The organism is Pontixanthobacter rizhaonensis, assembly GCF_012972675.1.
Classification (GTDB): domain Bacteria; phylum Pseudomonadota; class Alphaproteobacteria; order Sphingomonadales; family Sphingomonadaceae; genus Pontixanthobacter; species Pontixanthobacter rizhaonensis.
The window spans coordinates 683,542-709,643 of sequence record NZ_JABCRE010000002.1 but is presented as its reverse complement, the minus strand read 5'-3'; the positions used below and the strand labels follow the sequence as shown (position 1 = coordinate 709,643).

The following is a 26,102-nucleotide window of genomic DNA, read 5'->3' as shown; positions in this document are numbered from 1 at the left end:
GCGCGATTACAAGAGGGCCAAAGGTAGCCGTTCCTCGGGCATATCTCCAGTCCAGCCTATTCTAGATTAACGACTTATTCAGGGCATGTATCTAGCGGTAAAATCTGCGGCTCCAACCAAGTCGCTGGCGGGCATTTGTCCGCAAGGGGAATAGAGTGGAAAATACGAAGAAACCCACGGACACGCGCAAACGTGCCAATCGCGACGTTGTCGCCTTGGGTATCGCAGTCGCAGCGATCATTATGTTCTTGGGAACGGGCAGCGCCGTTCTGCCGCAAGTATTGCGCAGCTGGTCAACAGGCACGTCCGCTCCTGATGCGATTTTGATGAATGCTCTGCTGCTCAATGTCGCATTGATCATTTTTGGAATGCGGCGCTACCGTGAGTTGATTGCCGAGATCGAAGAGCGCCGGAAGGCCGAAGAACGCGCGCAATTCCTTGCCGAGACCGATCCTCTTACCGGCTGCCTGAACCGCCGCAGTATTACCCCGGAGACTGACAAGCTGATCGAAAAAGCTGCTGCGGAAAATAAGGCGGTTGCGTTTCTGATGATCGACCTCGATAATTTCAAGCAAATCAATGATTTGAACGGCCACAAGGTTGGCGACAGATTGCTGAAAGAAACTGCAAACTGCCTAAAAAGTGTTCTGCCCACAGATGGAATTCTGGCGCGTTTGGGCGGTGACGAGTTCGCTTGTGTGGTTACGTTTGACAAAAACGCCCCCGACGTGGTTGATCAGGTCGCAAGCAGCCTCAACTCAGTTGTTTCCAAGCCCATGAAAATCGATGGCTATCCGGTGGAAGTAACGATTTCCGTCGGGATTGCGACCAATCTGGTACAACCGGCAGATGATACCACATTGCTGGATGGTGAAGCGATAATGCACCGTGCCGACATCGCAATGTATCACGCCAAGAAGCAGGGCAAAGACCGATATTTCTGGTTTGAAACCTCTATGGAAAAGGAACTGCGTTTCCGTAACGATCTGGAATCGGGGATTAAACGCGGTATTCTGGAAAACGAATTTGAGCCCTATTACGAACAACAGATTGATTTGACCTCGGGTAAGATCGTTGGGTTCGAGATGCTCGCACGGTGGAATTCGCCAGAGCTCGGCCTCGTCAATCCCGCTATTTTCATTCCGGTTGCCGAAGAATTGGGAGTGATTGCCCCGCTGTCTGAACAGCTAATCGAACAAGCGCTGCTGGATGCGAAAGAGTGGGATGCCACCATAACGCTGTCGGTCAACATTTCACCCATCCAATTGAGGGATCCGTGGTTCTCTCAAAAGCTGCTCAAATTGCTGGTAAGACACAATTTCCCGCCACAGCGTTTGGAAATCGAGATCACCGAAAGCTGCCTGCATGAGAATATCGGTGTGGTGAAGTCGATGATCACCAGTCTGAAGAACCAGGGCGTCCAGATCAGCCTTGATGATTTTGGCACCGGCTATTCCAGCCTCTCTCAATTGCGCACGCTGCCATTTGACCGGTTGAAAATTGATCGTAGCTTCGTCGGTGAGCTCAACGCAGAAGATGCGTGCGAGAAAATCGTCAATGCGATCATCTCGCTCGGCGATGGTCTGGATATGCCGATCACTGCGGAAGGCATTGAAGATCAACGCATTCTCGAAGCGCTAAAAGGCAAAGGGCAGATGAAAGGGCAAGGCTACCTCTATGGCCGTCCGGAGACTGCCGCCAAAGTGCGGGAACGGCTGGCGGCGGACGACTTGCTGGCAAAACCGGCTGAGACCGAAAGCCACATTGTGCCGGCTAATACTGTAGTAGATACTCAGCCCCCCACAGAATTGCGACAACGCGCGTAATCCGCCCTGATCGGGTCAATTTTCACCTAGCGACTGGACGGCGCAGCAGGTGATGCATAGATGCATCTGTGATGCGCATTCCATTCACCAAAATGCATGGCCTAGGCAATGATTTCATCATGCTGGACGGGCGGAGCAACTCGCTGCCCGATTTGACATCAGCTGTGGCCGCCGCATTGGCCAATCGGCACACCGGGATTGGTTGTGATCAGCTGATTGTGCTGGAGCCATCAAACACAGCAGATTTTGCCATGCGGATATTCAATGCCGATGGCGGCGAAGTCGAAGCCTGCGGCAACGCCTCGCGCGCGGTGGCTCTATTGCACGGCGCGCAGGCACGGGTTGAGACCAGCGGCGGGATTATTGAATTGTCCCCAACCAAGGGCGGCGCGCGTGTCGATATGGGGCCTCCACGCTTCGACTGGGATGCGATCCCGTTAGACTATCCGATGGATACCTCTGCAATGCCGGTTTCGTGGGACGACCTCGACACTCCGGCGGCGGTCAACGTTGGCAACCCCCATGTGATCTTCTTTGTCAGGGATAGCGAAGCTGTACCCCTCGACCGGCTTGGCCCAATTATCGAACACGACCCGTTATTTCCGGAACGTATCAATGTGAACGTCGCCGATATTCGCGACGGAACAATCCATCTAAGGGTGTGGGAACGCGGCGTTGGTCTAACCAAGGCTTGCGGAACGGGGGCCTGCGCCACCGCTGTGGCTGCCATCCGGCAAGGTCTTGTGGCATCACCAGCGACAGTGCGGCTTCCCGGCGGGGTGCTGACGATAGAATGGGAAGCAGGATCTTCGATTATAATGGAAGGCCCGGCGACAGAGTCGTATCGCGGATCATTCGAATGGGATGATTACGCATGACTGCCGCACGCTCTGACAAGGTAGTTTCACTCGGTTGCCGCTTGAACATTTCGGAAAGCGAACAGATCGAAGCGATGCTGGCTGGTGAAGACGATGTGGTGGTGATCAACAGCTGCGCTGTCACCTCCGAAGCGGTCCGTCAGACCCGCCAAGCCATCCGCAAAGCGCGTAAGGCGAAGCCTGATGCCCGTTTGCTGGTTACCGGCTGCGCGGCTGACATTGAACGCGAACAATTGAGCGCGATGCCAGAGGTGGACGGCCTGATCGCCAATACGCGTAAACTTGATCCGCGTGCCTGGAATGTGCCACTGGACGCCCCGCCCCACGTTCCGGCCCGGACCCGCGCATTTATCGCTGTCCAAAACGGCTGCGACCATGCCTGCACATTCTGTGTAATCCCGCAGGGGCGCGGCAAAAGCCGATCAATGACCATTCTGGACGTGCTGCGGCAGGTTGAACGGCATCTTGACCAAGGCGCGCCGGAAATTGTTCTTACCGGCGTCGACGTAACCTCTTGGGGGCACGACCTCACTGGCACCCCGCCCCTGGGAAGTTTGATCGCAGCCATCCTGAACGAATTTCCGGACTTGCAACGGCTGAGAATGTCATCGCTTGACGGAATTGAAGTTGATCCCGTGTTGGAAGAATTGTTTTGCAGCGAACAGCGCCTGATGCCGCATTTGCACCTCTCGCTCCAACATGGCCACGATATGATTCTGAAGCGCATGAAACGGCGGCATTTGCGCGCCGACGCGGTAGAACTCGTGTCCCGGATCAAGGCGCGGCGACCGGATATCGCGATTGGTGCTGATTTAATCGCCGGTTTTCCCACCGAAGACGATACGATGCACGCCGCCAACCGCTCCATCATTCATGAACTGGAGATAGTGCACGGTCATATCTTCCCCTATTCACCGCGCCCGAACACCCCGGCTGCAAGAATGCCGCAGCTCGAACGCCCGACTATCAAGCGGCGTGCCGCGGAATTGCGCCAAGATGTGGCGACGCAGCGCAATCGCTGGCTGGCCGATCAGGTGGGTAAACCGCTTTCAGTCCTCGCAGAACGCGATGGCACCGGCTATGCGCCCAACTTCGTAAGAGTTGCTGTGCCTGAAGGCGTATCGGCGGGCACAATAACAACCATAACGCCGACCCATTTCGACAAAGGTTTACTGCAATGAGTGAGACTAGCTGGAAAGATCGCCTGTTTGGCGGATTCCGCAAAACGTCGGAGCGCTTGTCTGAAAACCTCACCAGCGTGGTCAGCACTGCGAAGCTGGACGATAGCACGCTGGACGATGTTGAAGATGCTCTCATCCTGTCGGACTTGGGCCCCTCGGCGGCATCGCGTATTCGGCAGAAACTGTCGGATAAGAAATTCGGTCTCAGCATGACCGAAACAGAGCTGAAAGAAGCCGTAGCGGAAGAAATCGCTGAAATATTGCGTCCTGTTGCCAAACCGTTGGAAGTTGTCGCTTTCCCTCGCCCGCAAGTATTGCTGGTGATCGGTGTTAACGGCAGCGGCAAGACCACGACTATCGCCAAAGTGGCTCACCTGTTTCAGGAAGATGATTACGGCGTGATGCTGGCGGCCGGGGACACATTCCGTGCTGCTGCGATCGGGCAATTGGCAACATGGGCGGAGCGGATCGGTGTCCCAATCATTCGCGGTGCAGAAGGCGGTGACCCGGCCAGTATTGTGTTTGACGGTGTAAAAGCAGCGACGGATCAAGGCATTGATGCGCTTATCGTCGACACTGCTGGCCGCCTTCAAAACAAGCGCGAATTGATGGATGAGCTCGCCAAAATCCGCAAAGTCCTGGGCCGCCTGAACCCAGAAGCCCCCCATGATGTCGTGCTCGTTCTGGATGCGACGAATGGCCAAAACGCCCTCGCCCAAATTGAAACCTTCAAAGAGGTTGCCGGCGTCACCGGGCTGATCATGACCAAGCTGGATGGAACAGCGCGCGGCGGGGTGCTGGTCGCCGCAGCGGAACAATACGGCCTGCCGATCCACGCGATTGGTGTAGGCGAAAAAATAGATGATTTGCGCCCGTTCGACCCCGATCTGGTCGCGCGCGTTATTGCCGGAGTGGCCTGATGACAGAAGCACAAACTGAGACACCGGCAGAAGCCAAGAAGGGTTCCGGCTGGCTGAATGTAGCGGTCGATTATGGACCGCTCGTGGTCTTCCTCGGCGTCTATAAATACTACTCGCCCGAAGAAAGTGAGGCCGTTGCAGAGATTGCTGCGGTGATTAAAGGTACGCTCGCCTTCATGGTTGCAGCCGTAATCGCACTGGCCTTTTCCAAATGGAAATTGGGCAAAGTCTCCCCGATGTTGCTTTTCTCGACGGCGCTGATTGTCGGCTTTGGTGCGCTGACAATTTTCTTCGGTGACCCGACCTTTGTACAGCTCAAGCCGACCATTATTTATGGGGCCTTCGGGGTCATTTTGCTGGTCGGATATATGAAGCAAAAGGCGATGCTGAAAATCCTGCTCGAAGCTGCATTCGAGGGGTTAAGCGACAATGGCTGGCTCAAACTGTCGCGCAACTGGGGTGTATTCTTCCTTGCTCTCGCAGCGCTCAATGAGGCCCTGCGCTATTTCTACAATGTTGATAATGGCACTTTTGAGACATGGCTCTGGGCCAAATTCTGGGTGTTTATGCCGCTGACATTCCTGTTCACTTTCAGCCAGATACCGATGCTGCTGAAGAATGGTCTGGATGTTGGCGAAAATGCATCTGGCCAAGCAGATTGAGTTCACAGATCAGCAGCAGATAGCTCCTGCAGGAACGAGCCAAGCTCCGAGCACATCTCGTCATATGCGGGCTGTTCGAGCGGGAGATGGCTCCCATTGCTCAGCTTTACAGCTGTTTTTTCAGCGCCGATCCTATCGTATATTTGAAGACTGACCGAATATGGTGTCCAATCATCCTTACCCGGATGAACCAATAGCAATCGGCAATCGAGCTGAATGGGGGAGATACGGTAATTATGGACGCTCCGCCAGAACTTAACAGGAAGCCAATTCCTTCCCAAAAACTGGTCCGTCTGGAAGTATTTTTGCATCGCGCGGTTCGCGCTCATCGCTTTAAGCGGCGCAACGGCGGACAACGGCAGCGGCAAACGATCAAGCAAGAACGGCATAACTTTCATGCCGAATATCGACAACCGGCCCAAAAGCTTCCAGCGGGCAGCTTTTACGAAGGTCTCTTCCTCCGCCAAATCGATTAGGGTTGTAACGATAACGCCTGCCAAATCTTGCACATGCTGAGCTGCATAGACTGCCGTCAATCCTCCCATAGAGGCCCCGGCAAGGACAACTTTGCCCGATTGAACTTTGGCCAAATCAGCAATAACGAGCGGCCAATCTGCATATGACCATTCATGACCAGCCACAGTCTGCGTCATGCCGTATCCGGGCAAATCCGGCGCAATCACGCGCCAACCTGCTTGCTGAAAGGCTTTGGCAAATGGCGCCAGAATACGTCCATTGCCACCGGCGCCGTGCACGCAGACTATTGTTCCAAGCGGCTCTCCATCAGGCAGCCACTCATCTATGCGGATATCGTGACCGCGAATTCTACACCAGTGCTCTGCGATCTCTTCTGGAAGATCAATCGAGAATTCTTGCCGGACAATGGAACGGTAATCCAGCCAGGATGGATGCCCATTAAATGATGGTCGCAATTAGCAGCCCCTTAAATCCGCACCTGACTACCTAGCTCCACCACACGGTTGGTCGGCAATCTGAAGAACTCCATTGCGGTTGCTGAGTTGCGCAGCATCCATGCAAAAATCTTCTCGCGCCAGATCGGCATTCCCGGCTTGTCCGATGGCAGCAATGTTTGGCGTGACAGGAAGAAGCTGGTCTGCATCATGTCAAATTCGCCGCCGCAGCGGTCCATTTTCTTCAGACCTTCGGGAACGTTGGTTTCTTCCATGAAGCCATAATGCAGAACGCCGCGGAAGAAGCCGTCACCCAGATCATGATATTCGCACCGCTTCTCCGGGTCGACATAGGGTATCTCGGCAATCTCGACCGTCAGGATCACCACCCGCTCGTGCAGTACCTTATTGTGCTTGATATTATGCAGCAGCGCGGATGGCACCCCGCCCTTGGCCGATGCCATAAAGATCGCAGTGCCGGGAACGCGCGTGGCGCTGTTTTTGGCTGATTTCGCAAATATCTCCATCGGCAGAGCCACTTCGCCCATCCGCTCGCGCATCAATTTGCGACCGCGCGCCCAAGTCGTCAGCAGGGTAAAGGTAATCGCGCCCACCAGCAGCGGGAACCAACCACCATCGGGCACTTTGGTCAGGTTTGCGGCAAAATACGCCCCGTCCACGATCAAGAACAGGATCACGACGGGCGCAGCATACCACCACTTCCACTTCCACACGCCGACCAACAGGACCGCCATTAAGAGCGTGTCGATCGTGACGGCTCCGGTCACCGCGATGCCGTAAGCACTCGCAAGGTTAGAAGAGCTTTGGAAGGTCAACACCAGGATGATGACCGCGACCATCAGCGCCCAGTTCACGAACGGAATGTATATCTGCCCGCCTTCGGTCTCGCTCGTATGCAGGATAGAGAGGCGCGGCATGAAGCCCATCTGCACCGCCTGATGCGTGATCGAGAACGCACCGGAGATCACCGCTTGGCTCGCGATGAAAGTCGCGACGGTGGCAAGGAAAACGAGCGGCAGGCGCCACTCTTCGCTCGCTAGTAAGAAGAACGGGTTCTGGACGACGACAGCGGCTTCCTCTGCCGGTAGGCCTGCAATCATCGCGCCTTGGCCGAAATAGTTGAGCAGGAGGCACGGCATGACAAAGCCGAACCAGCTCAAACGCATTGGCCCTCGCCCAAAGTGGCCCATGTCGGAATAAAGCGCCTCAGAACCTGTCACAGCCAGCACCACAGCGCCAAGTGCGAGGAAGGCAACAAAGCCATCAGTTACGAAGAACATCACCGCATAATACGGATTTAGCGCCCACAGGATGTCGGGGTTCTGCATAATCTGCCATCCGCCCAGCAGCGCAAGAACGAGAAACCACACGATCATCACTGGCGCGAACAAGGCCCCGACCTTAGCCGTCCCCCTCGCTTGGAGCATGAACAGGAAGACCAGCAGCCCTAACGCGATAGGAATCACATATTGCTGCAATCCCGCGTCCACGACTGTAAGACCTTCAACCGCTGAAAGCACAGAAATTGCGGGTGTGATCATGCTGTCACCGTAGAACAGCGAAGTCGCAAACACGCCCAATAGGATGACCAGCCAGCCATAGCTCGACTTGCCCATATGCCGCGACAGGAGCGCAACGAGTGCGAGGCTGCCGCCCTGCCCCTTATTATCCGCGCGCATCAGGATCGTGACATATTGGATCGCCACAACCAGCAGCATCGACCAGAAGATCAGGCTCACAACACCCAGCACATGCATCCGGTCGATCGCTACATTGGCGGTGCCCGCAAAGGTCTCGCGAAAGGCATATAGCGGGCTCGTGCCGATATCGCCAAACACAATACCAATCGCGCCGACCGCCAGCTTGGTGGAGGTCGCGCTATGGCCAGCTTGTGCGCCCGGAGGGGCGGCAACAACGTGCTTCGCGGTTTCGCTCATAAATCGGTTATCCCGACTGCATTACTCCGGCGTCACCATGGCGACCGGAAAGGCAGCGCGCCTAGCAGCAACCAAACTATGCTGCAACTGCGGGAAAATTCACTGTGCCGGAACGGCAACAGGGCCTTGCGGGCCAATTTGCGTCAGCAATTGGTCAAGCCGCTGAAGGCGATCTTCCAATTGCGGTTTCCAACCAGCGTCTTCTGGGGCATTTTCCAGCATATCGGCCCACACTCCACGGGCTTCCCCGGGCCGGCCGGAACGCAACAAACCTACCCCCAGGAAATAGGAAGCTGCGGGATGCCCAGGGGATATACGGTCTGCGCGCGAATAGGCATAGAGCGCCGCCGGTGTCAGCGTCCCGTCTGCGTGCTCGATGATTGCATTACCCAACGCCACCCACGCTTCTGTATCGCCCGGATTTTCAGCAACCGCATTACGCAGCATATTGGCGGCATCTTGGAACTGGCCATTGCGGGAGAAACCATCTGAAACCGTCACAAAGCGGCTGGGAACAGTGGTCGGATCGAAAAACTCCCGGCGGGCATCAATCATGGCGAAATTGTCTTCCGATAGTGCGGGCGCACCGCTTTTTGGCGCCCCCGCATATCCCGGCGAACCCTGCAAAGCATAACCGGTAAGGCCAAACAACAAAGCTGCACCAAACAGCGTCCAGCCAGCACGCGGCAGTTTCAGCGCAAAGGTAGCGAACAGGAACACCCCAGCCGCCAAGGCCAAAATGGGAATAAAGCTCATGACCGTTTCCCCACGCGGCGCCGGATGATGACACCCGCGACAATCAATAACAGTAATGGAATCGCGAATAACGGCCATGTCGTATTGCTGACGGTCGGCGCGTAACTGACATAGTCTCCATACCGCTCTACCAACCAAGCACGGATGGCTTCGGGTTCCTCACCAGCAGCAATACGCGAACGCACTTGATGGCGCATATCCCCTGCCATCGGTGCATCGCTATCGGCAATCGATTGACTCTGGCACTTCAGACAGCGCAGTGTTTCCATCAACGCTTGGGCCGCTTCTTCTTGAGCTGGATCAGACAATTGCTCGTAAGCAAGCGGCGCTGGCGGTAAAGTTTGTTGCGCAGATGCCGGCATAACGATCAGCGCGGCCGATAAGATTGCGAGAATGAACCTCATCATGCCCCTGCCTCCGCCAGCTTTTGCAGCAGCATTGGGACATGTTCCGCACGGACATCACCGATATGCTGGTGCAGAATGATCCCATTACCATCCACCACGAACGTTTCGGGTACCCCTGACGAGCCGACGCTCAATTGCACTTCGGAAAGATCATCAGCGCCGATCCGGGTGTAAGGGTTGCCATGCTGCGCCAAAAATCGCGCGACGTCTGCCGGACGATCCCGGATCGCGACACCGACAATTTCTGCCCCCGCCCGATTAAGCGCTTCAAGGTGCGGTGCCTCCGCAATGCATGGCACGCACCAACTGGCCCATATATTCAACAATTTGGGCTTACCATCTTTCAAGTCTGCAATCGCCAATCCCGGCCGGTCTTGATGTGCGGGTCGCAGGTCAAAATCTGGGATCGGCTTGCCAATCATTGTGCTTTGAACAAATTCGTCTTTGGGCTGCGTCAATTGATACGCCGCCAGTCCGCTGAACATCAAAAACAGCCCAAGCGGCCCCCATATCCAGAGCTTGTTCACGATGCGGCCTCCGCGCGCCGGTCACCGGCTCTCTTCACCACATACCGGCGTTTCAAGTCTGTCTTAACCCGGCCAATCAGTGCCAGCAGGCCGCCCAAGGCGACCAATATGCCGCCATACCATATCAGCGTCACAAATGGCTTCCACCACAGCCGCAATTGCCACCTGCCATCACCCGCTTCGTTGCCGACCACGGCGTATAGTTGCCCGTTCCAACGGGTTGCCAAAACGCTTTCAGTTGTTTCCTGCGGCGGAGCCCAAAAATTGCGCGATTGCGGCGTTAGCTCAATTGACGTTCCGCCGTCATAGCTGGCGCCCAAATTGGCTTGAATCGCTGTCCAGTTCGGGCCTGCCACTGGCTCGACTGCATCCAATGTGACTTGCCATGGGCCAACCTGGGTACTTTCCCCAACCGAAATCGCAGCCAGTTTTTCTTCAGAAAATGCCGACTCGCTGGCCATCCCGAACAGCGCGACAGCAATCCCGAAATGCGCGACCACCATGCCCCAGGTCGCAATCGGGACCCGCAGCAGATTACGGCCCCGCAGCGGCATGAAGCTGCCTATTCCCAAAGCGACAGCGACTGCCAAACCAAGATCCGCAAGAATGCTGTACGATCCCAGAATGACGACCAGCGCCAGCACGGCCACCATCACCACAGCCGAAATGATGATCGGCCATTTTACGCGGGTGAACGAATCTTGCCGCCAGCGGAGCAACGGCCCCACCGCCATCACCATCAGCATAGGGATCGTAAAGACCGCGCCAACAGGATTAAAATATGGTGGGCCAACCGAAACGCGCACATCGAACGCTTCGGTTAAAAGCGGATAGAGTGTGCCCAGCAATACAATGCCCAAAATCGCACTCAACATGACATTATTAAATACCAGCGCGCCCTCACGGCTGGTGACGGAGAACCGGTCCCCTTCTGAAATGCTGCTGGCCCTAAGGCCGAACAGCAGCAATGCACCGCCAATATACAAAATCAGCAGACCAAGAATGAAAGTCCCGCGTTCCGGATCGGCAGCAAAAGCGTGAACGCTGGTCAAAATGCCCGACCGGACCAGGAATGTCCCCAGCATAGACATCGAAAATGCCACCACGCCCAGCATGATAGTCCATGTCCGCAAAGCATCGCGGGCCGCAAGCACGCTGACCGAATGAAGCAATGCAGTCGCTGCAAGCCACGGCATGAGGGAAGCATTCTCAACCGGGTCCCAGAACCACCAGCCGCCCCAGCCGAGCTCGTAATAGGCCCAATAGCTGCCCGCCGTGATGCCCAGAGTCAGGAAAATCCACGCACCCAGTACCCAAGGGCGCATCGCCCGGGCAAAATCCGGGTTCACTTGCCGGGTAAGCAGCGCGCCCACGGCAAAGCTAAAGGCCACAGACAGGCCGACATAGCCAAAATACAGTGTCGGCGGATGAAACGCCAAACCAATATCCTGCAACAAGGGGTTAAGCCCCATCCCTTCCATCGCCGGTTCGGGCAGCCGTTCAAACGGGTTGGAACTCAGCAGCAAGAAGGCATAGAAACCAAGCCCAACAAACGCCTGTGCAGCCAATGTCGCTTGCATCGTCTGTTCGGGTAAACGCCGTTCAACAAAGCCGATCAAACCGCCTGCCAGTGCCATAACGGTGATCCACAGCAGCATTGAGCCTTCGTGATTGCCCCACGCCCCGGCCAGCTTGAAGATCATCGGCTTGTCTGAATGCGAATTGGCTGCGACCAGCTTTACCGATAGGTCGGTAACTGCAAACAAATAGAGCAACACCAGAAACGCAAAACCGGCCAGCAATCCCTGCATAACGGCGGCAGGGCGAACCAGCTTCGCCAAATCACTATTCGTATCGCGCTGCGCCAGCGCGCCGCCAATCAGCTGCAACACCGACAAAGCAGCAGCGAGCCATAAGGCGGCAAGGCCGAGCTCGGCCGCCATCAGTAACTCTCTGTCGCTGCCAGAGTTTCGGCGGCCTTGTGCTGCTCCAGCTCTTGCAGTTCGCGCGGTACATAATTCTCGTCATGTTTAGCGAGCAATTCATCCGCGACGAACACCCCGTCGGCGCCCAAGCGTCCATCCGCAACCACGCCAGAACCTTCAACGAACAGGTCAGGCAAAATGCCCGAATAGCGTACATTGACGACCGCATTTTCTTGATCTGTCACGACAAAGGCCACGGTAATGCCGTCTTGCAGCGTTTCTAGTGAACCTTCCTGCACCATGCCGCCCAATCGAACAGCTTGCCCCACTTCAGGCGGATTTGCCGCCATCTGGTTGGGCAAATAGAAATAGTTCACTTCATTGCGCAGCGCATAGGCCGCAAGAAGGCCTGCACCGATGATCGCCACCAAAGCAATCACCACCAGAACCAACCTTTGATGTTTGGCTTTCAGACCAGTTTGTCCGCTGCCTGTCATTTTCGTTTCACCTCATCGCGGCGTTTTTCTGCGCGCCGCATAGCTGCCCATGACCATACCATAGTCGCCACTGTGGCAAGAACACCGATTACATAACATGCCAGGACATAGTCCCACTGATCCAGATTTTCCCGCATTGCGTCCAGCCAGCCCTAACCCAAAGCCTTGCGGCGCAACCGCGCCTCGGCCTGGACCTCTGCCAGAAGCGTGCGCATCCGCGCTAGGACAATCCCGCCAAATATCAGCGAGAACCCCACCACCGCGATCATGAGCGGGATCATAAATGTTGCATCAATCGCGCTCTTGCCCATCGTAATGCTGGGCGGCTGATGCAGCGAATTCCACCATACAACAGAGCGATTGATAATCGGGATGTTGATGGCTCCAACAAGGCCAAAGATCGCTGGGATCTTACTTGATCCGCCTTCACGGCTGACGGCTTGTGACAGCGCGATATAGCCAAAATAGAGGAACAGCAGAACGAGCATCGAAGTGAGCCGGCCATCCCACACCCACCATGTGCCCCATGTGGGGCGGCCCCAAATTGAACCGGTAACCAGACAGATCGCTGTAAAGACCATTCCGGGAACAGCAGCAGCGCGCGCTGCCAAGCTGGCAAGCGGGTGCTTCCACACCAGAAACACCAGACTGGAGATCGCAATGGCTGTCCAACCGCCCATACCCAGCCAAGCAGCAGGCACATGGATGAATAAAATACGGACAGTTTCGCCCATCAGCCGATCTGGCGGGACAAAATACAGGCCCCAAATCAATGCAGCCCCGGTAACCACAAGCCCGCTGACCAGCAGCAGCGGGGTTAACCAGCGCGCTAAGGAAAGAAACCGTTTGGGATTGGCAAAGCCGTGCATGGAAGGTCTAACACCCGAATAACTGTTCTAGTCTTGGCAGGGCTTTCCAGCGCTATCAAGGGTCAGAATCAGCGACCGATCAGCTTTTGCGCCATTCCATCGGCAACCGCGTCTGATGAGACCCCGGTTTCCTCGCTTTGTTGCCAGATTTCTTGCAGTCTTTCCGGGATCTTGGCGATGCGTTTGCGTACTTCATTGATGTCGCTTGGCTCACCTTGGCGCTTGGCCAGATATTCCATTGCAACGCTGATGATCCCACCTGCATTGATCACATAATCTGGCGCGTAAAGAATGCCGCGCTCAGCCACTCTCGCGCCGTGCCCTTGCCGCGCGAGCTGGTTATTCGCCCCGCCCGCCACAATCGGTGCCTGCAACCTCGCAATGCCCTCATCATCCAAGATAGCACCCAGCGCATTGGGGCTGAACACGTCGCATTGAACGCCCATGATAGTGTCTGTTGAGACAGCCTCTCCACCCAATTCGCGGGCTAGACCTGCCGCGCGGTCTGCGTGAATGTCAGCCAGAGTAAGCTTGGCCCCATCACGCGCCAACAGGCGGGCTAAACCGCTACCGACACTGCCGGTGCCTTGAACGGCAATATGGACGCCGTCCATGCTGCTCTTGCCAAGCTTGTGCTGCACGGCTGCCTTAATACCATGATAAATACCCATCGCCGTGAATGGGCCGGGATCGCCGCCTGCGGCATTCTCACCCGATACAGGCAAACCGGATACGTAGCGGGTACGTGTAGACACAGTGACCATGTCTGCTTCGCTGATACCGACATCTTCCGCCGTCACATAACGGCCGCCCAATGCATTGACAGTATCGCCAAATGCTTCGAGCAACGCCTGAGTTTTCTCACCACTTTTGTCGGCCAGAATAACTGCTTTACCGCCGCCCATCGGAAGGCCCGCCATCGCGTTTTTATAGCTCATCCCGCGGCTTAGACGCAACGCGTCGCGAATCGCATCCTTCGGCTCTGGGTAATGCCAATAGCGTGTCCCGCCAGCACCCGGTCCAAGATGGGTCGAATGCAGCGCAATAATTGCGGTAAGGCCCGATGCACGGTCACGCACAAGCTGTACTTGCTCATGGTCGTCAAAATCGGGTTCAGTCCAGAACGCAGTCATCGCACATAGCCTTTTTCTCGCGCGGCGGGTGCAGCGCGCACAATAAGGCGGCGATGATCGAAGGGAAGGATGATGGGGCGACCGAGGGAGCTCGAATCCCCGACCTCCGGTACCACAAACCGGCGCTCTAACCAACTGAGCTACGGTCGCCACACATCCGGCCCGCATATCGAAAATGCCGCCTAGCGGGGCCTGTTAAGGCCCGTTCGCCATGGGTCAAGCCGCTTCCGATGCGGGGCTGCGCCAATTGCATAGCTTATCGGTTTTTGAAAGCGAAAACTGCGTTACAACGAAATTTACGCAAGATTGTTACGTGGTCAAAAAGTGAGCGACGGGAACCGGCATCGGTTTCCTTACTCGCAACCGAATCCTTTTGGTGGCTTCAGGCTGAGTTGGCGCCTTTCTTAGTTTTGACAGTCACACTAATACGGCCTGCCATGTTTGCTTTGATCATTCTCTCTGTCGGCCTCGCTATGGATGCCGTTGCGGTTGCCATGGTGCGCGGCGCAAAGGGTGAACACAGCGTTTTTCGCGCAATTGAAACAGGTGCCGTGTTTGGCGCAGCGCAAGGATTTATGCCGCTTATTGGTTGGGGTGCCGGCGTGGTGATCTCTGATGCGATTGCAGCTATCGACCATTGGATCGCCTTTGCCCTACTCAGCTTTCTAGGGGCCAAGATGCTGGTAGATGCAGCACGGGACGGGAAAGATGACACGCCGGGAACGGCCCGCTCGCATTATACAGGTTTGATAATCGCAGCGGTTGCCACGAGTATAGACGCCGCCGCAGCTGGCATCACTTTGCCGCTGCTGGGTCCTTCTATCTGGATCGCCTGTCTTATCATCGGTTTGGTGACTGCCATGTTGTGCATTCCAGCCTACTGGCTTGGGACCCGGGCATCGGGCAATATGGGTAAGGTCGCTGAAATCATCGGCGGGATTGTCCTGATCGCTCTGGGCGCAGGTATCTTGATCGAACACGTACTTGCCTGATCTGCGACGTTAAAGCGCCCGCCTGCCCTCCCACAATAATAGATCACGACTTATGCACCCTTGGTCACAACAAAAAAGGGCGGCCCCGCAGGACCGCCCTTCTCTAACTGTGTAAAGCTCAAAAAGCTTATTTCTTGAGGCTGAGCCCGCCGAAACGCTTGTTGAACTGAGCGACACGGCCGCCTTCTTGGATCTGCTGTTTACCACCAGTCCAAGCCGGGTGGCTTGTCGGGTCAATTTCGAGTGCGAGCGTATCGCCTTCTTTACCCCAAGTGGATTTGGTTTGGAACTCAGTGCCATCGGTCATTTTGACTGTGATGGTGTGGTAGTCTGGGTGACCTTCGGCCTTCATGTCGTATATCCTTTATGCATATGGAACGGTTCCGACCGGCCCTGCAATGAAATGAGAAGCGGCGCCAATAGGCGGCGCTGGTTGTTTTGGCAAGCTTTAGTCGTTCGCCAATACGTTAGGCGGGTGGGTCTGCAATCATTGCGGTGAATTCCGCCTGACAGGTCACCTTGCCTTCAACGCTGGCTTTGCCTTTGAATTTGTAGACCCGGCTGCGCTTTTGCACGAATTCGACTTCCATATCGAGCAAGCAACCAGGCGTTACAGGGGCGCGAAACTTGGCGTTCTCGATACCCATGAAAAACACCAGCTTACCGGTACCCGCCAGTTCGAGCGTTTCAATGCCCAAAATGGCTGCAGCTTGCGCCATAGCCTCAACTTGCAAAACGCCCGGCATAATCGGAGCACCCGGGAAGTGTCCTTGGAAGAACTCTTCATTGAATGACACCGCCTTCACAGCGTGAATGCGTTCCCCCAGCTCGATCGATTTTACCCGATCGACCAGCAGCAACGGATAGCGATGCGGCAGGGCTTTCAGTATCTTATGGATATCATAGGCGGTATCGCCGCCACTATCAGTACTCATTGCCCTGCCCCGAAGAACTCTGCCGATTGGTTGATTGCTTAGCGGCCAGTTGGCTGCGCTGGTGTTGTTGCCGGTGCAGCTGCTGGTGCAGCGCCTTGCTGAGCGGCTTGAGCTGCCTGCAATGCTGCCTGGCGTTCACGCATTTCACGCGGCAGCCAGCCCTGCGGAGGTACAAGCTGCACAGTAGGCAGAAGTGTATTGATTTCACTCAATACGTCTTGAGTCATATTATATGACGCCGCAGCATAGATCACTTGACCGGTTGACGCATCGAGTATCAACGACACACCACGCTTCGCAGCGGCTGCCTGTACAGCTTCGTCCAGCTTTTCCTCGATCTGCTCAGTCACATAGGCGCGGCTGAGCTGTATCGGCGCGGTAATTTGCTGAAGTTCAGCTTGGCCAGACTGCTCGATCTGCTGGATCGCGATAGCTTGCTGTTGCAATGTAGCTTGCGCAACATTCGCCTGCTGATCCGCCTGCAGCTTTGTGTACAACGGCTGCAATTGGGCCGCAATTTGCTGACGGCGCGCATTGGCCTGATCAATTTGCGGCTTATACGTTACTGGACGCTGTTGTTCCGCAACGCGGTACGCGTCCGAGTTTACGATCACTGCAGGCAGGCTAACCACGCCAACGCCAGGTGCAGTCTGTTGCGCGGCAGCCGGAGCGGCGATCATCGCAGTTGCAGATGCAGTGAGAAGCAGGCCGGCGGCAAAAACCGGTTTCAAGAGAGTTTTCATTAGAATTGAGTTCCTACATTGAAGGAGAATTTCTTCGTGTCATCACCCTCTACGGTGGAGAGCGCATGCGCGAAGTCGATCCGGAAAGGACCAAAAGGAGAATTCCAGTTTACACCAACACCAATGGTGACACGCGGCTTAGACGAATCGCCGAGGAACACCTCTTGGAACGGGCTGGCAATCACTTGAGTGAGAGCCGTATTTGCACTGCCATCTGGGGCAGTCGGACTGGTTACATTTGTCACAGTAGTCGAGCCATCTGCGTTGGTAACAGTCTGGCGGAACAGCTCATTTCCGTCATTGTCGCGAACGGGAACGGAAGTACCATTCGGGAACGGAGACGACAGCAACTGAGGCCGTTCAACATTAAAGACTGCCCCCACATCCATAAATATTGATGGGCGCAGGCCCAGCTCTTGAGCTCCCGATCCCAGCGGAATTTCAAGCTCTGCCCGGCCGCGATAGAACGAACGACCACCAATCGCATCATCTTGAATCTGATCTCGGTCTGTCAACGCGATTGAACCGCCATTTCCATCCGATATAATTGGCTGTCGGAAAACACGCGGACCAACTCCGCGGATATCAAACCCGCGAATTTGCGGCTCACCCAAGAAGAACCGATCAGTCAACTGAACGTTGTCCCCTCCATACCCCTTGATCCACCCACCTTCAGCAGTCACAGAGAAGATGAAGTTGTCAAATACATTCCAATACTTGGCGGCACTGGCCCGCATTCGAGCATATTTCACCGAGCCGCCAAGCCCTGCAACCTCTGCTGACAGCGAAACACTTTCACCGCGTGTTGGACGGAAGCGGCTATTCAAATTGTTAAACGACAACGTCGCACCCAAGATGGAGCTAGTCCGTTTTCCAATAGCATCACACAGGAACCGGCCTGCCTGAATTGGATCACACGTTTGTGTCCCATCGCCATTAATGTCCCGGAAAAACCTGTTCCCAAGGGTAACGTCATCAATGTTGAACGTATAACTGCCGACAAGCGACATAAATTCTGATAATGGCACACCAACGCGGACAGAGAAGCCAGTCGTTGACTGCTCGTAACTGTTCACCCGGTTGTTGTTGTTGAAGCCAAAATTGTTGAAATCGCGGCGGTAAATATCAATCCCGGTAGAGATGTTCCGGTCGAACAAATACGGCTCGGTAAAGCTTACGTTGAAAGAGCGTGAGAACCGGGAATAGTTGATCCCGGCCCCAATTGTTTGACCTCTACCGCGGAAATTCCGCTGACGGATCGATGCCGAAAGAATAAAGCTCTCAATCGACGAAAAGCCAGCCGACAGCTGCAGCTCGCCCGTTGGTTGTTCTTGAATATTCGCTTCGAGAATGATGCGATCGGGCTGGCTGCCCTCGCGCTGCTCGACTTCAAAATTCTCTTGGAAGAAACCGAGAGATTTGATGCGGTTTGTCGTCCGGTTAATACCGATCGTGCTGAAGGCATCGCCTTCCGAAACACGGAACTCACGGCGTAGCACTTTGTCTTGGGTCAGAGTGTTGCCGTTCACATCAACCCGTTCGACATAAACCCGCGGCGCTTCATTGAGGATGAACGTCAGGTCCATCGTCAGATCTTCTTTGTTACGCCCGAAACGTGGCTGAACATCAGCAAAAGCGTAACCAAAAGAGCCCGCCAATTCGGAAAGCTGTTCTACCGTGTCTTCAACCAGTTTCGCATCGTAGGGATCGCCGGATTCCATCGGCAAGTTGCTCGCCAACGCATCGCTGTTAAAGTCACGGATCTGGCTGTCGACTTCTACATTGCCGAAGTTATAGCGCTCACCCTCTTCAACCACATAGGTGATGATAAAGTCTTTTTTGTCAGGCGTCAGTTCGGCAACAGCGGATACCACACGGAAATCGGCGTACCCTTCGGTAAGATAGAACTGACGTAGCTTTTGCTGGTCAAATGCCAAACGATCAGGATCGTAGCTGGTGTTAGAGCTCAGGAAGGTTGTGAAGCGCGCTTGCTTTGTCACCATCTCGCCGCGCAATTTACCGTCGGAAAACACTTCGTTGCCGATAATGTTAATCTGGCGAACTTTGGATTTGGGCCCTTCGCTGATCTCAAAAACGATATCGACACGGTTTTGGCTCAATTGAACCATCTTAGGTTCAACCGTCGCTGCAAAGCGCCCCTGACGTTTATAAAGCTCAATAATCCGGGCAACATCTGCGCGAACTTTGGATCGGGTGAAGATCTGCCGCGGCGATAGTTTGATCTCGGGCAGAATCTTATCGTTCTTGATTCGCTTATTGCCCTCAAGAATGATCCGGTTGATCACAGGGTTTTCATCCACCTCGATGATCACATTACCATTTTCATTGCGAACACTCGCATTAGAAAACAGCTCTGTCGCGTATAGGTCCTTCAGCGCAGCATCGGCGGCGGCTTGCGAATATTCCTGCCCTGCCCGCAGGCGGATATAACTCAGGATCGTGTTCGGTTCCAAGCGCTGCGATCCAGTAATCGTGATGGATCGGATAATTTGTGGTTGGGCAACAACAGGGGCTGCTGGCGCTTCTGTAGCGGTTTCAGCATCCTGAGCCACCGCAACTGCAGGCATACCCGCGAGTATTGTGCCGCCCATCAAAGCGAGCGCCAAACGGCGGCCTGCAATTGCAGAGCCGGTAGTCGTCATATTGTCGCCGCGCATTTTACGTCCATTCATCGACACGGATATCCCGTCCAAAAATCAATTTCTTCATAGTGCCTGACGTCTGATTGAGCCCAAGCGTGTGACACGCCCTTGCCCGAAGCAGTTCCCCCAATCAAGCAGTGTAAGAACGTTGGCCCCCAGTGGCTTTTGCAACGTTGCCGTTGCGGTACGCTTCACCCACCAAAAAACGGGAGCGAAATAACATCATTAACTGTCACGAACACCATCAACACAAGCACCATGCCCACGCCGATCCGGTATGCCCATTCTGTGCCTTGTGGGCCAACCGGTTTCCGCCGGATAGCTTCCGCAGCATAGAAGGCAAGGTGACCGCCATCGAGGGCCGGGATTGGCAGCAAGTTGATGAATGCCAAATTAAGAGAGATCATTGCAGCGAAGGCAATGAAGGTGGGCCACCCCAAGCTGAGCTGTTCACCGGAAAATTTGGCGATCTTAATAGGCCCGCCCAATTCGCGAACTGAACGGTCGCCGGTCAATATCTGTTTTATGCCGGTGACCATCATAGTCACCAAGTTCCAGCTTTGCGTCCCGGCCAGCGTCACAGCCTCCACCGGGCCAACAGACAGACGTTCCGGCGGTTTTGCGGCAATCCCAAGCCTGCCGACGCGCGACTCGTTGCCGAACTGATCTGTTTCGACGACATCTGCCAACGTTACCGGAACGCTCAGGCGTTCATCGCCGCGCTCAACATCTATCTGAAGCGTTTCACCTGGAAACATCAGCGCCCGGCCAGCGATATCTTCAAAACCATTAATGGCCTCGCCATCGATGGCGACGATTTTGTCATCGACTTTCAAGCCGGCTTCGCGCGCGGCGGAAACTTCAGCAAAAGCGCCAATGGCGTTGCTTGTTTCCAGCTTGCCGTAAATCAGGTTAAAGCTGGCAAAGATCGCAACGGTGACGATGATATTGGTTGCAGGCCCGGCAAAAACGATCAAAGCGCGCTTCCACAAGGACGCTTGCTGAAAGCTCCCATCCCGTTCTTCTTCAGAAAGGTTTTTGAGCGCCTCGGGATCGGGGATACTCGCCGGGTTCATATCACCTTTAAACTGGACATATCCACCGAGCGGTAAAGCTGACAGCTTCCAACGTGTTCCGTGCCTGTCGGTAAATCCGGCTATTTCCTTGCCGAAGCCAACCGAAAACGCTTCCGCCTTCACACCGAACCAGCGGCCGACCAGATAGTGCCCAAGCTCGTGAACTGTCACCAACGGCCCGAGCACCAGCAAAAAGCCGACGGGCCACATCCAGAAAGGAACAGTTTCAAACACTTTTACAGCGTCTCCAAAATCGTCTTTGCCCGCTGGCGAGCTGCGATATCTACCGCGAGTACCTCTTCCAACGAAGCCGGAGCGGTCCCTATACCGCTTTCTAGGGTTTCCGCCACTATTGCCGCAATTTGCGTGAACCCTATCTGACCGGCCAAAAACGCTGCAACCGCCACTTCGTTAGCGGCATTGAGCGTTGCGGGTGCAGCACCACCAGCATGAACAGCATCGCGCGCTAGCTTGGTGGCCGGAAACAGGGCTTCGTTTGGTGCGAAGAAGCTCAAATTACCGATGGCTGGCAGGTCGAGCGGCGCGCAACCGGTCTCCATGCGCTTTGGCCATGCCAGGCATGATGCAATGGGCACTTTCATGTCCGATGGCCCAAGCTGAGCCAGCGTTGATCCATCGCGATATTCGACCATCGAATGGATCACGCTTTGCGGATGAACCACGATCCGTAACCGGTCTAAACCGACGGGAAACAAATGATGTGCCTCAATAAATTCAAGGCCTTTATTCATCATCGTCGCAGAATCGACGCTGATCTTTGCGCCCATATCCCAATTGGGATGCGCCACAGCTTGCTTGGGCGTTGCAGCGTCAAGCTGGGCCTGTGTCCATTCGCGGAACGGGCCGCCACTGGCAGTCAATGTGATCCAGCGGACTTCGTCAATATCATTGCCAGACAGGCATTGGAAAATCGCATTATGCTCAGAATCTACCGGCAGCAGAGTTGCCCCGTGCTTGGCGACCGCAGCCGTCATGACGTCACCAGCGGACACGAGCGCCTCTTTATTGGCGAGCGCGATTGTTCCGCCCTGCTCTATTGCTGCCATGACAGGAGCCAAACCGGCGCAGCCAACAATGGCGGCAACGGTCATATCGACTTTTCGGGACGCGGCATCACACAAAGCTTGCTTCCCGCTAGCAGCTTCGATGGATGTTCCGGACAATGCCTCCCGCAGTTCGGGCAGGCAAGTTTCATCGCTGACAACAGCGACTTGCGCATCAAACTCAATCGCCAGCTTAGCGAGTTCGGCTGCACTCTGATGTGCGGTCAATGCGGCAACTTGCCACTTGTCCCGCTCCCGCCGGATTAGATCGAGCGTTGAAGCACCAACAGAACCTGTCGCGCCGAGAATCGTTATGGAGCGGGTCATGCCGGATGTAGCGCCCAAAGGGGTAATGCTGCGATAGCCACGGGCAGCATACCATCCACCCGGTCAAACACTCCGCCATGGCCCGGTATTAGATTGGAAGAGTCCTTCAAACCTGCTTTGCGTTTGAGCCAACTTTCAAAGAAATCGCCGCATTGCGCGAGTATCGCCAAACCGGAACCGATCAGTACTGCAACAAACAGCATTGGTGAAAATCGGATTTCACCCACATTATAGAGGAAGAATGATCCCGAAACCAAGCCAGCCAAAATCATACCGCCGATCAATCCGGCCCACGTTTTTGAAGGGCTGATTTTCGGGGCAATCTTGGGCCCTCCAATGGCACGGCCGCTAAAATAGGCACCCACATCCGTTGCGATGACGACAGCGATCACACCAAGCAAAACCGCAACGGGTAAATTCGCAAGCGAAAGTCCCGCCGCTCCAACATAGAGAATTGCCAGAATACAGCCGACTGCTCTGATCGCGGCATTCTGTGTGGCGCGCAGGATCAAACGGCAAAATTCAAACAGGCAAGCCCCCACAACCAAGGCAATAAAGCCATCAAACCAGATACCGCCCAGCCACAGCGCCGTTCCAGCAATTGCGACCATCACAATCGCAGAAGCCAACCTGACCGGCAGATCGGCGTTCTTTTTGGGTTTGGTATCAGACATCTGACACACCTAACTTGTCACCCTGAACTTGTTTCAGGGTCCATTCGTCAGCCCGCTCCGCCGGTTCTTGAAGGTACAATGGATGCTGAAACGAGTTCAGCATGACTGCGGAGGATATGGCCTCACCGTCCGCCAAAGCGTCTCTCCCGATCGGAAAAGTCATCCAAGGCCTGCTGCAAATGGTCTGGCGTGAAATCAGGCCATAGCACATCGACAAACACCATCTCTGCATAGGCGCATTGCCACAGGAGGAAGTTCGACAGCCGCACTTCACCGCTGGTCCGGATCAGAAGATCGAGGGGTGGCATATCAGCGGTGTCTAAATGCTTCTCAAGTGTTTCCGCCGTGATCTCTCCACCGCTCGCAGCAAGGTTTGCAGCACGCACGATTTCGTCTTGGGAACCATAGTTGAGCGCCACCGCGAGAATACGGGAGCCTTTACTGGTTTTATCCAGCGCATCTTCAAGCTGAGCGACAATGTCCGGCGCTAGGCCCTTATAATCACCAATGATTTTGAGGCGCACATCGTTCGCGATGAATTCTGGCAAATCAGATTTGATGAACTTGCGCAGCAAATTCATCAGATCGCCAACTTCATCCTCTGGTCGCTTCCAATTCTCCGAAGAGAATGCGTACAGCGTCAGGCAATCGATTCCCATCGGTTCGATAGAGCGAACCAGCTCGCGCACTGCTTCGACGCCTTGCCGGTGCCCCATGACACGCGGCAGCATCTTCTGTTTCGCCCAGCGGCCATTGCCGTCCATGATAATGGCGACATGCTTAGCCTGCGGGCTTTCGCTATCCATTAAAAAGACCCCCAACCCACACGGTCACTGAGTCATGATTTCTTTTTCTTTGGCCTCTGCGGCGGTGTCACATTCAGCGACAAACTTGTCAGTGATTTTCTGGACTTCATCCTCTGACCGTTTCCGGTCATCCTCACCGATTTCCTTCTTCTTTTCGTCTTCTTTCAGCGCTTCCATACCGTCGCGGCGAACATTGCGGATCGCTATCTTCGCATTCTCTGCATATTTACCAGCAAGCTTGGCCAGCTCTTTGCGGCGATCTTCGGTGAGGTCGGGCATCGGCAAGCGCAAGGTCTGGCCATCGATCATCGGATTGAGGCCGAGATTGGCATAAGCAATGCCTTTCTCAACCGCAGCCATATTTGCCTTATCCCATACCTGTACGGTCAACATCCGCGGTTCAGGCGCAGACACTGTCGCCACCTGATTAAGAGGCATATGCGCGCCATAGACATCGCAAACAACGGGATCGAGCAGTGTCACGTTCGCACGGCCAGTCCGCAGCCCCCCCAGATCACCTTTCAGCGATTCCACAGCGCCCGCCATCCGGCGTTCAATATCGGCTTTGTCAAATTTGGCCATTTTAGGCGTCCTCTCTCACAATAGTTTTGGTGCCTGTACCATCGATGATCTGCGCGACATTACCCTTTTCGCGGATCGAGAAGACCACGATGGGAATGCTGTTTTCGCGGCATAGCGCAATCGCGGTGGCATCCATTACTTTCAAATTGTCATTCAGCACACGGCTGTATGTGATTTCCTCAAAGCGCGTTGCATCGGGATTGGTTTTCGGGTCGCTATCATACACCCCGTCAACGCTTGTCCCCTTCAGCAAGGCATCGCAGTTCATCTCCGCAGCGCGCAAAGCGGCGCCAGTGTCTGTGGTGAAGAACGGGTTGCCGGTACCAGCAGCAAAAATCACGATCCGCCCCTTTTCAAGATGGCGTTCTGCACGGCGGCGAATGTAGGGCTCGCAGACGGAAGACATAGGAATGGCAGATTGAACGCGGGTGGGAACGCCCGCTTGCTCCAGCGCATTTTGCATCGCGAGCGCGTTCATCACTGTTGCGAGCATTCCCATATAGTCGCCGGTCGTCCGGTCCAGGCCGCGCGCAGCACCGGCTACACCGCGGAAAATATTACCGCCGCCAATGACGAGGCAAATTTCAAGTCCGGTATCCTTGGCCGCTTTCACTTCATCAGCAAGCCGCGCAACATAAGCAGGATCAATCCCGTAATCCTGTTCCCCCATCAACACTTCGCCTGAGAGTTTCAGCAAGACGCGCTTATAGTTCGTTGCGGGCATAGGTCAGAAGAATCCAGTAAATGAGATAGCTGGCAGCATCCTTAGCCTGACACTTAGCCCCGCGCAAAGAGAAAGCCTGTGGAAGTTGAGGCATAGATAGTAGTACCTTCTGCTGCCCGACATTTGGCGAGTGAGCCCGTCAGCTGGCATTTCCACTTGGCTTTACAAGGTAGTGGAGTGTAGCAAATTCTCGAACGCTAAAGGGCTCCAAGATGATCTCATCAATTAGTGAAGTAGTGCAACCGTGGGACCCTGCTCCATTTCTTGATGGTGAGCTGCGCGCGGAAATGGGCGTAAGACACGGCGTGAGCGATCGTGATTGTACAGATTTTTTTGGGTGGCCAGAGTTTTGGCGCTTGATCGATCAATTCGATGAAGGCCAAGACCGGATTACAATAAACCGTCATCGCATCCCGCGCGAACTCTTCCGAACTAAAGATAGAATAGACCGTGCAAAAATTGACGGCTTGATCGCACGCGGCGCCAGTGTCGTACAACCGGCTGCTCAGGGACGAAGCAAACGCCTTGCAGAGGTTGTTCACGATTTTCAGAATAAAACGGCTCAACCGATGCGAATCGGTGTGATCGCTAGCATGGGACAAAGCGGGGCGCTTCGCATCCATTCGGACCCGATCGGTTATCTGATTTGGCAAATGGATGGATCGAAGCACTGGACGATCTACGAAAGAGAGACTGCCGATGCTGACCGAAATGACCCGGCAGCAGTTCCCATTTTTGACCAAGAACTGAAGCAAGGCGAGTTGCTATACGTGCCCGCAGGATACCCTCACATCTGCAACACGACATCAGCGCGGTCGCTTCATCTAGGTTTTGGATTTGCCCGGCCGCATTACGATCCCTGGGGCACGGATCACGCTTAAATTACGGGGAGGCAATGACAGCCGACGCCAAACCTTCATTGAAGCACTTTCGCACTAAGTATTTGAAGGAACCGGATACGAACGGCTGATTCTCAGCCTACCGAATGCTCTGCCCATTGCAGAACTTAATAAAAACGGCCGCCGAACCCAGATGGATCCGGCGGCCGAATGATTTCAACCGCAAT

Annotated in this window: 26 protein-coding genes and 1 tRNA gene; 7 read left to right on the top strand and 20 right to left on the bottom strand. The window is 55.0% G+C overall.

The features are described 5' to 3' along the window. The first annotated feature begins 155 nt into the window (after window positions 1-155). The 5 genes from HKD42_RS03350 to HKD42_RS03330 all read left to right on the top strand — a co-directional run bounded on the left by HKD42_RS03350 (window position 156) and on the right by HKD42_RS03330 (window position 5,467). Entirely contained in the window at window positions 156-1,826 is a 1,671-nt protein-coding gene (locus HKD42_RS03350) for a putative bifunctional diguanylate cyclase/phosphodiesterase (protein ID WP_343042151.1), read from the top strand. A gap of 71 nt (window positions 1,827-1,897) precedes the next feature. Then, window positions 1,898-2,704: a diaminopimelate epimerase gene (gene dapF / locus HKD42_RS03345; protein ID WP_170010284.1), complete on the top strand. Its 807-nt coding sequence runs from the start codon at window positions 1,898-1,900 to the stop codon at window positions 2,702-2,704. Next, a complete protein-coding gene (locus HKD42_RS03340) occupies window positions 2,701-3,885 on the top strand; it encodes a MiaB/RimO family radical SAM methylthiotransferase (protein ID WP_170010282.1) in 1,185 nt (394 codons plus the stop codon). The genes dapF and HKD42_RS03340 overlap by 4 nt, the downstream gene beginning before the upstream one ends. Then, a complete protein-coding gene (ftsY, locus tag HKD42_RS03335; protein WP_170010280.1) occupies window positions 3,882-4,805 on the top strand; it encodes a signal recognition particle-docking protein FtsY in 924 nt (307 codons plus the stop codon). Before HKD42_RS03340 ends, ftsY begins: the two co-directional genes overlap by 4 nt. After that, complete coding sequence (locus HKD42_RS03330; RefSeq protein WP_170010278.1) at window positions 4,805-5,467, top strand: inner membrane-spanning protein YciB; 663 nt, start codon at window positions 4,805-4,807, stop codon at window positions 5,465-5,467. Before ftsY ends, HKD42_RS03330 begins: the two co-directional genes overlap by 1 nt. Before the next feature lie 2 nt (window positions 5,468-5,469). On the opposite strand, the gene HKD42_RS03325 is transcribed toward HKD42_RS03330, so the two are convergent. From HKD42_RS03325 to HKD42_RS03280, 10 genes are all read right to left on the bottom strand, one after another. Next, window positions 5,470-6,399, bottom strand: a complete 930-nt coding sequence (locus tag HKD42_RS03325) for an alpha/beta hydrolase (RefSeq protein WP_170010276.1) — start codon at window positions 6,397-6,399, stop codon at window positions 5,470-5,472. 11 nt (window positions 6,400-6,410) lie between these two features. Continuing rightward, a complete protein-coding gene (locus tag HKD42_RS03320; RefSeq protein WP_246236699.1) occupies window positions 6,411-8,336 on the bottom strand; it encodes a potassium transporter Kup in 1,926 nt (641 codons plus the stop codon). Window positions 8,337-8,435: 99 nt separating this feature from the next. Beyond that, the gene (locus tag HKD42_RS03315) at window positions 8,436-9,092 is read right to left on the bottom strand and encodes a tetratricopeptide repeat protein (protein ID WP_170010274.1); all 657 of its coding nucleotides are present in this window, start codon (window positions 9,090-9,092) and stop codon (window positions 8,436-8,438) included. Further along, window positions 9,089-9,499: a cytochrome c-type biogenesis protein gene (locus HKD42_RS03310; RefSeq protein WP_170010272.1), complete on the bottom strand. Its 411-nt coding sequence runs from the start codon at window positions 9,497-9,499 to the stop codon at window positions 9,089-9,091. The genes HKD42_RS03315 and HKD42_RS03310 overlap by 4 nt, the downstream gene beginning before the upstream one ends. Then, window positions 9,496-10,026 (bottom strand): DsbE family thiol:disulfide interchange protein, encoded by a 531-nt coding sequence (locus HKD42_RS03305; RefSeq protein ID WP_170010270.1) that lies wholly within the window; start codon window positions 10,024-10,026, stop codon window positions 9,496-9,498. The genes HKD42_RS03310 and HKD42_RS03305 overlap by 4 nt, the downstream gene beginning before the upstream one ends. Further along, window positions 10,023-11,969: a heme lyase CcmF/NrfE family subunit gene (locus tag HKD42_RS03300; protein ID WP_170010268.1), complete on the bottom strand. Its 1,947-nt coding sequence runs from the start codon at window positions 11,967-11,969 to the stop codon at window positions 10,023-10,025. Before HKD42_RS03300 ends, HKD42_RS03305 begins: the two co-directional genes overlap by 4 nt. Further along, window positions 11,969-12,448, bottom strand: coding sequence for a cytochrome c maturation protein CcmE (ccmE, locus tag HKD42_RS03295; protein WP_170010266.1), 480 nt, complete (start codon window positions 12,446-12,448; stop codon window positions 11,969-11,971). Before ccmE ends, HKD42_RS03300 begins: the two co-directional genes overlap by 1 nt. Before the next feature lie 152 nt (window positions 12,449-12,600). Next, the gene (gene ccmC, locus HKD42_RS03290; RefSeq protein WP_170010264.1) at window positions 12,601-13,317 is read right to left on the bottom strand and encodes a heme ABC transporter permease CcmC; all 717 of its coding nucleotides are present in this window, start codon (window positions 13,315-13,317) and stop codon (window positions 12,601-12,603) included. Window positions 13,318-13,385: 68 nt separating this feature from the next. Then, window positions 13,386-14,450 carry a Leu/Phe/Val dehydrogenase gene (locus HKD42_RS03285; protein WP_170010262.1) on the bottom strand — a complete coding sequence of 355 codons (1,065 nt, stop codon included), beginning with the start codon at window positions 14,448-14,450 and terminating at the stop codon, window positions 13,386-13,388. Window positions 14,451-14,523: 73 nt separating this feature from the next. Next, window positions 14,524-14,600, bottom strand: a tRNA-His gene (locus HKD42_RS03280). 296 nt (window positions 14,601-14,896) lie between these two features. On the opposite strand from HKD42_RS03280, the gene HKD42_RS03275 reads away from it, so the two are divergent. Next, entirely contained in the window at window positions 14,897-15,442 is a 546-nt protein-coding gene (locus HKD42_RS03275) for a manganese efflux pump MntP (protein ID WP_170010260.1), read from the top strand. Between the two features lie 127 nt (window positions 15,443-15,569). Here the strand turns inward: HKD42_RS03275 and rpmE are convergent, their stop codons facing one another. The 10 genes from rpmE to pyrH all read right to left on the bottom strand — a co-directional run bounded on the left by rpmE (window position 15,570) and on the right by pyrH (window position 25,036). Next, window positions 15,570-15,794 carry a 50S ribosomal protein L31 gene (gene rpmE / locus HKD42_RS03270; RefSeq protein WP_170010257.1) on the bottom strand — a complete coding sequence of 75 codons (225 nt, stop codon included), beginning with the start codon at window positions 15,792-15,794 and terminating at the stop codon, window positions 15,570-15,572. Between the two features lie 115 nt (window positions 15,795-15,909). Then, entirely contained in the window at window positions 15,910-16,377 is a 468-nt protein-coding gene (gene fabZ / locus HKD42_RS03265) for a 3-hydroxyacyl-ACP dehydratase FabZ (protein ID WP_170010255.1), read from the bottom strand. A gap of 38 nt (window positions 16,378-16,415) precedes the next feature. Then, window positions 16,416-17,120, bottom strand: coding sequence for an OmpH family outer membrane protein (locus tag HKD42_RS03260; RefSeq protein WP_170010253.1), 705 nt, complete (start codon window positions 17,118-17,120; stop codon window positions 16,416-16,418). Beyond that, entirely contained in the window at window positions 17,120-19,813 is a 2,694-nt protein-coding gene (bamA, locus tag HKD42_RS03255) for an outer membrane protein assembly factor BamA (RefSeq protein WP_425500359.1), read from the bottom strand. The genes HKD42_RS03260 and bamA overlap by 1 nt, the downstream gene beginning before the upstream one ends. 161 nt (window positions 19,814-19,974) lie before the next feature. Further along, a complete protein-coding gene (gene rseP, locus HKD42_RS03250; RefSeq protein ID WP_170012067.1) occupies window positions 19,975-21,069 on the bottom strand; it encodes an RIP metalloprotease RseP in 1,095 nt (364 codons plus the stop codon). Between the two features lie 26 nt (window positions 21,070-21,095). Next, entirely contained in the window at window positions 21,096-22,250 is a 1,155-nt protein-coding gene (gene dxr / locus HKD42_RS03245; RefSeq protein WP_170010251.1) for a 1-deoxy-D-xylulose-5-phosphate reductoisomerase, read from the bottom strand. Then, entirely contained in the window at window positions 22,247-22,924 is a 678-nt protein-coding gene (locus tag HKD42_RS03240; protein WP_170010249.1) for a phosphatidate cytidylyltransferase, read from the bottom strand. The genes dxr and HKD42_RS03240 overlap by 4 nt, the downstream gene beginning before the upstream one ends. A gap of 122 nt (window positions 22,925-23,046) precedes the next feature. Continuing rightward, window positions 23,047-23,730 carry a polyprenyl diphosphate synthase gene (uppS, locus tag HKD42_RS03235; RefSeq protein WP_170010247.1) on the bottom strand — a complete coding sequence of 228 codons (684 nt, stop codon included), beginning with the start codon at window positions 23,728-23,730 and terminating at the stop codon, window positions 23,047-23,049. A 24-nt stretch (window positions 23,731-23,754) separates the two neighbouring features. Beyond that, entirely contained in the window at window positions 23,755-24,312 is a 558-nt protein-coding gene (frr, locus tag HKD42_RS03230) for a ribosome recycling factor (protein WP_170010245.1), read from the bottom strand. A 1-nt stretch (window position 24,313) separates the two neighbouring features. Then, a complete protein-coding gene (gene pyrH, locus HKD42_RS03225) occupies window positions 24,314-25,036 on the bottom strand; it encodes a UMP kinase (protein WP_170010243.1) in 723 nt (240 codons plus the stop codon). 212 nt (window positions 25,037-25,248) lie between these two features. On the opposite strand from pyrH, the gene HKD42_RS03220 reads away from it, so the two are divergent. Then, window positions 25,249-25,917: a JmjC domain-containing protein gene (locus tag HKD42_RS03220; RefSeq protein ID WP_170010241.1), complete on the top strand. Its 669-nt coding sequence runs from the start codon at window positions 25,249-25,251 to the stop codon at window positions 25,915-25,917. The last annotated feature ends 185 nt before the right edge of the window (window positions 25,918-26,102 follow it).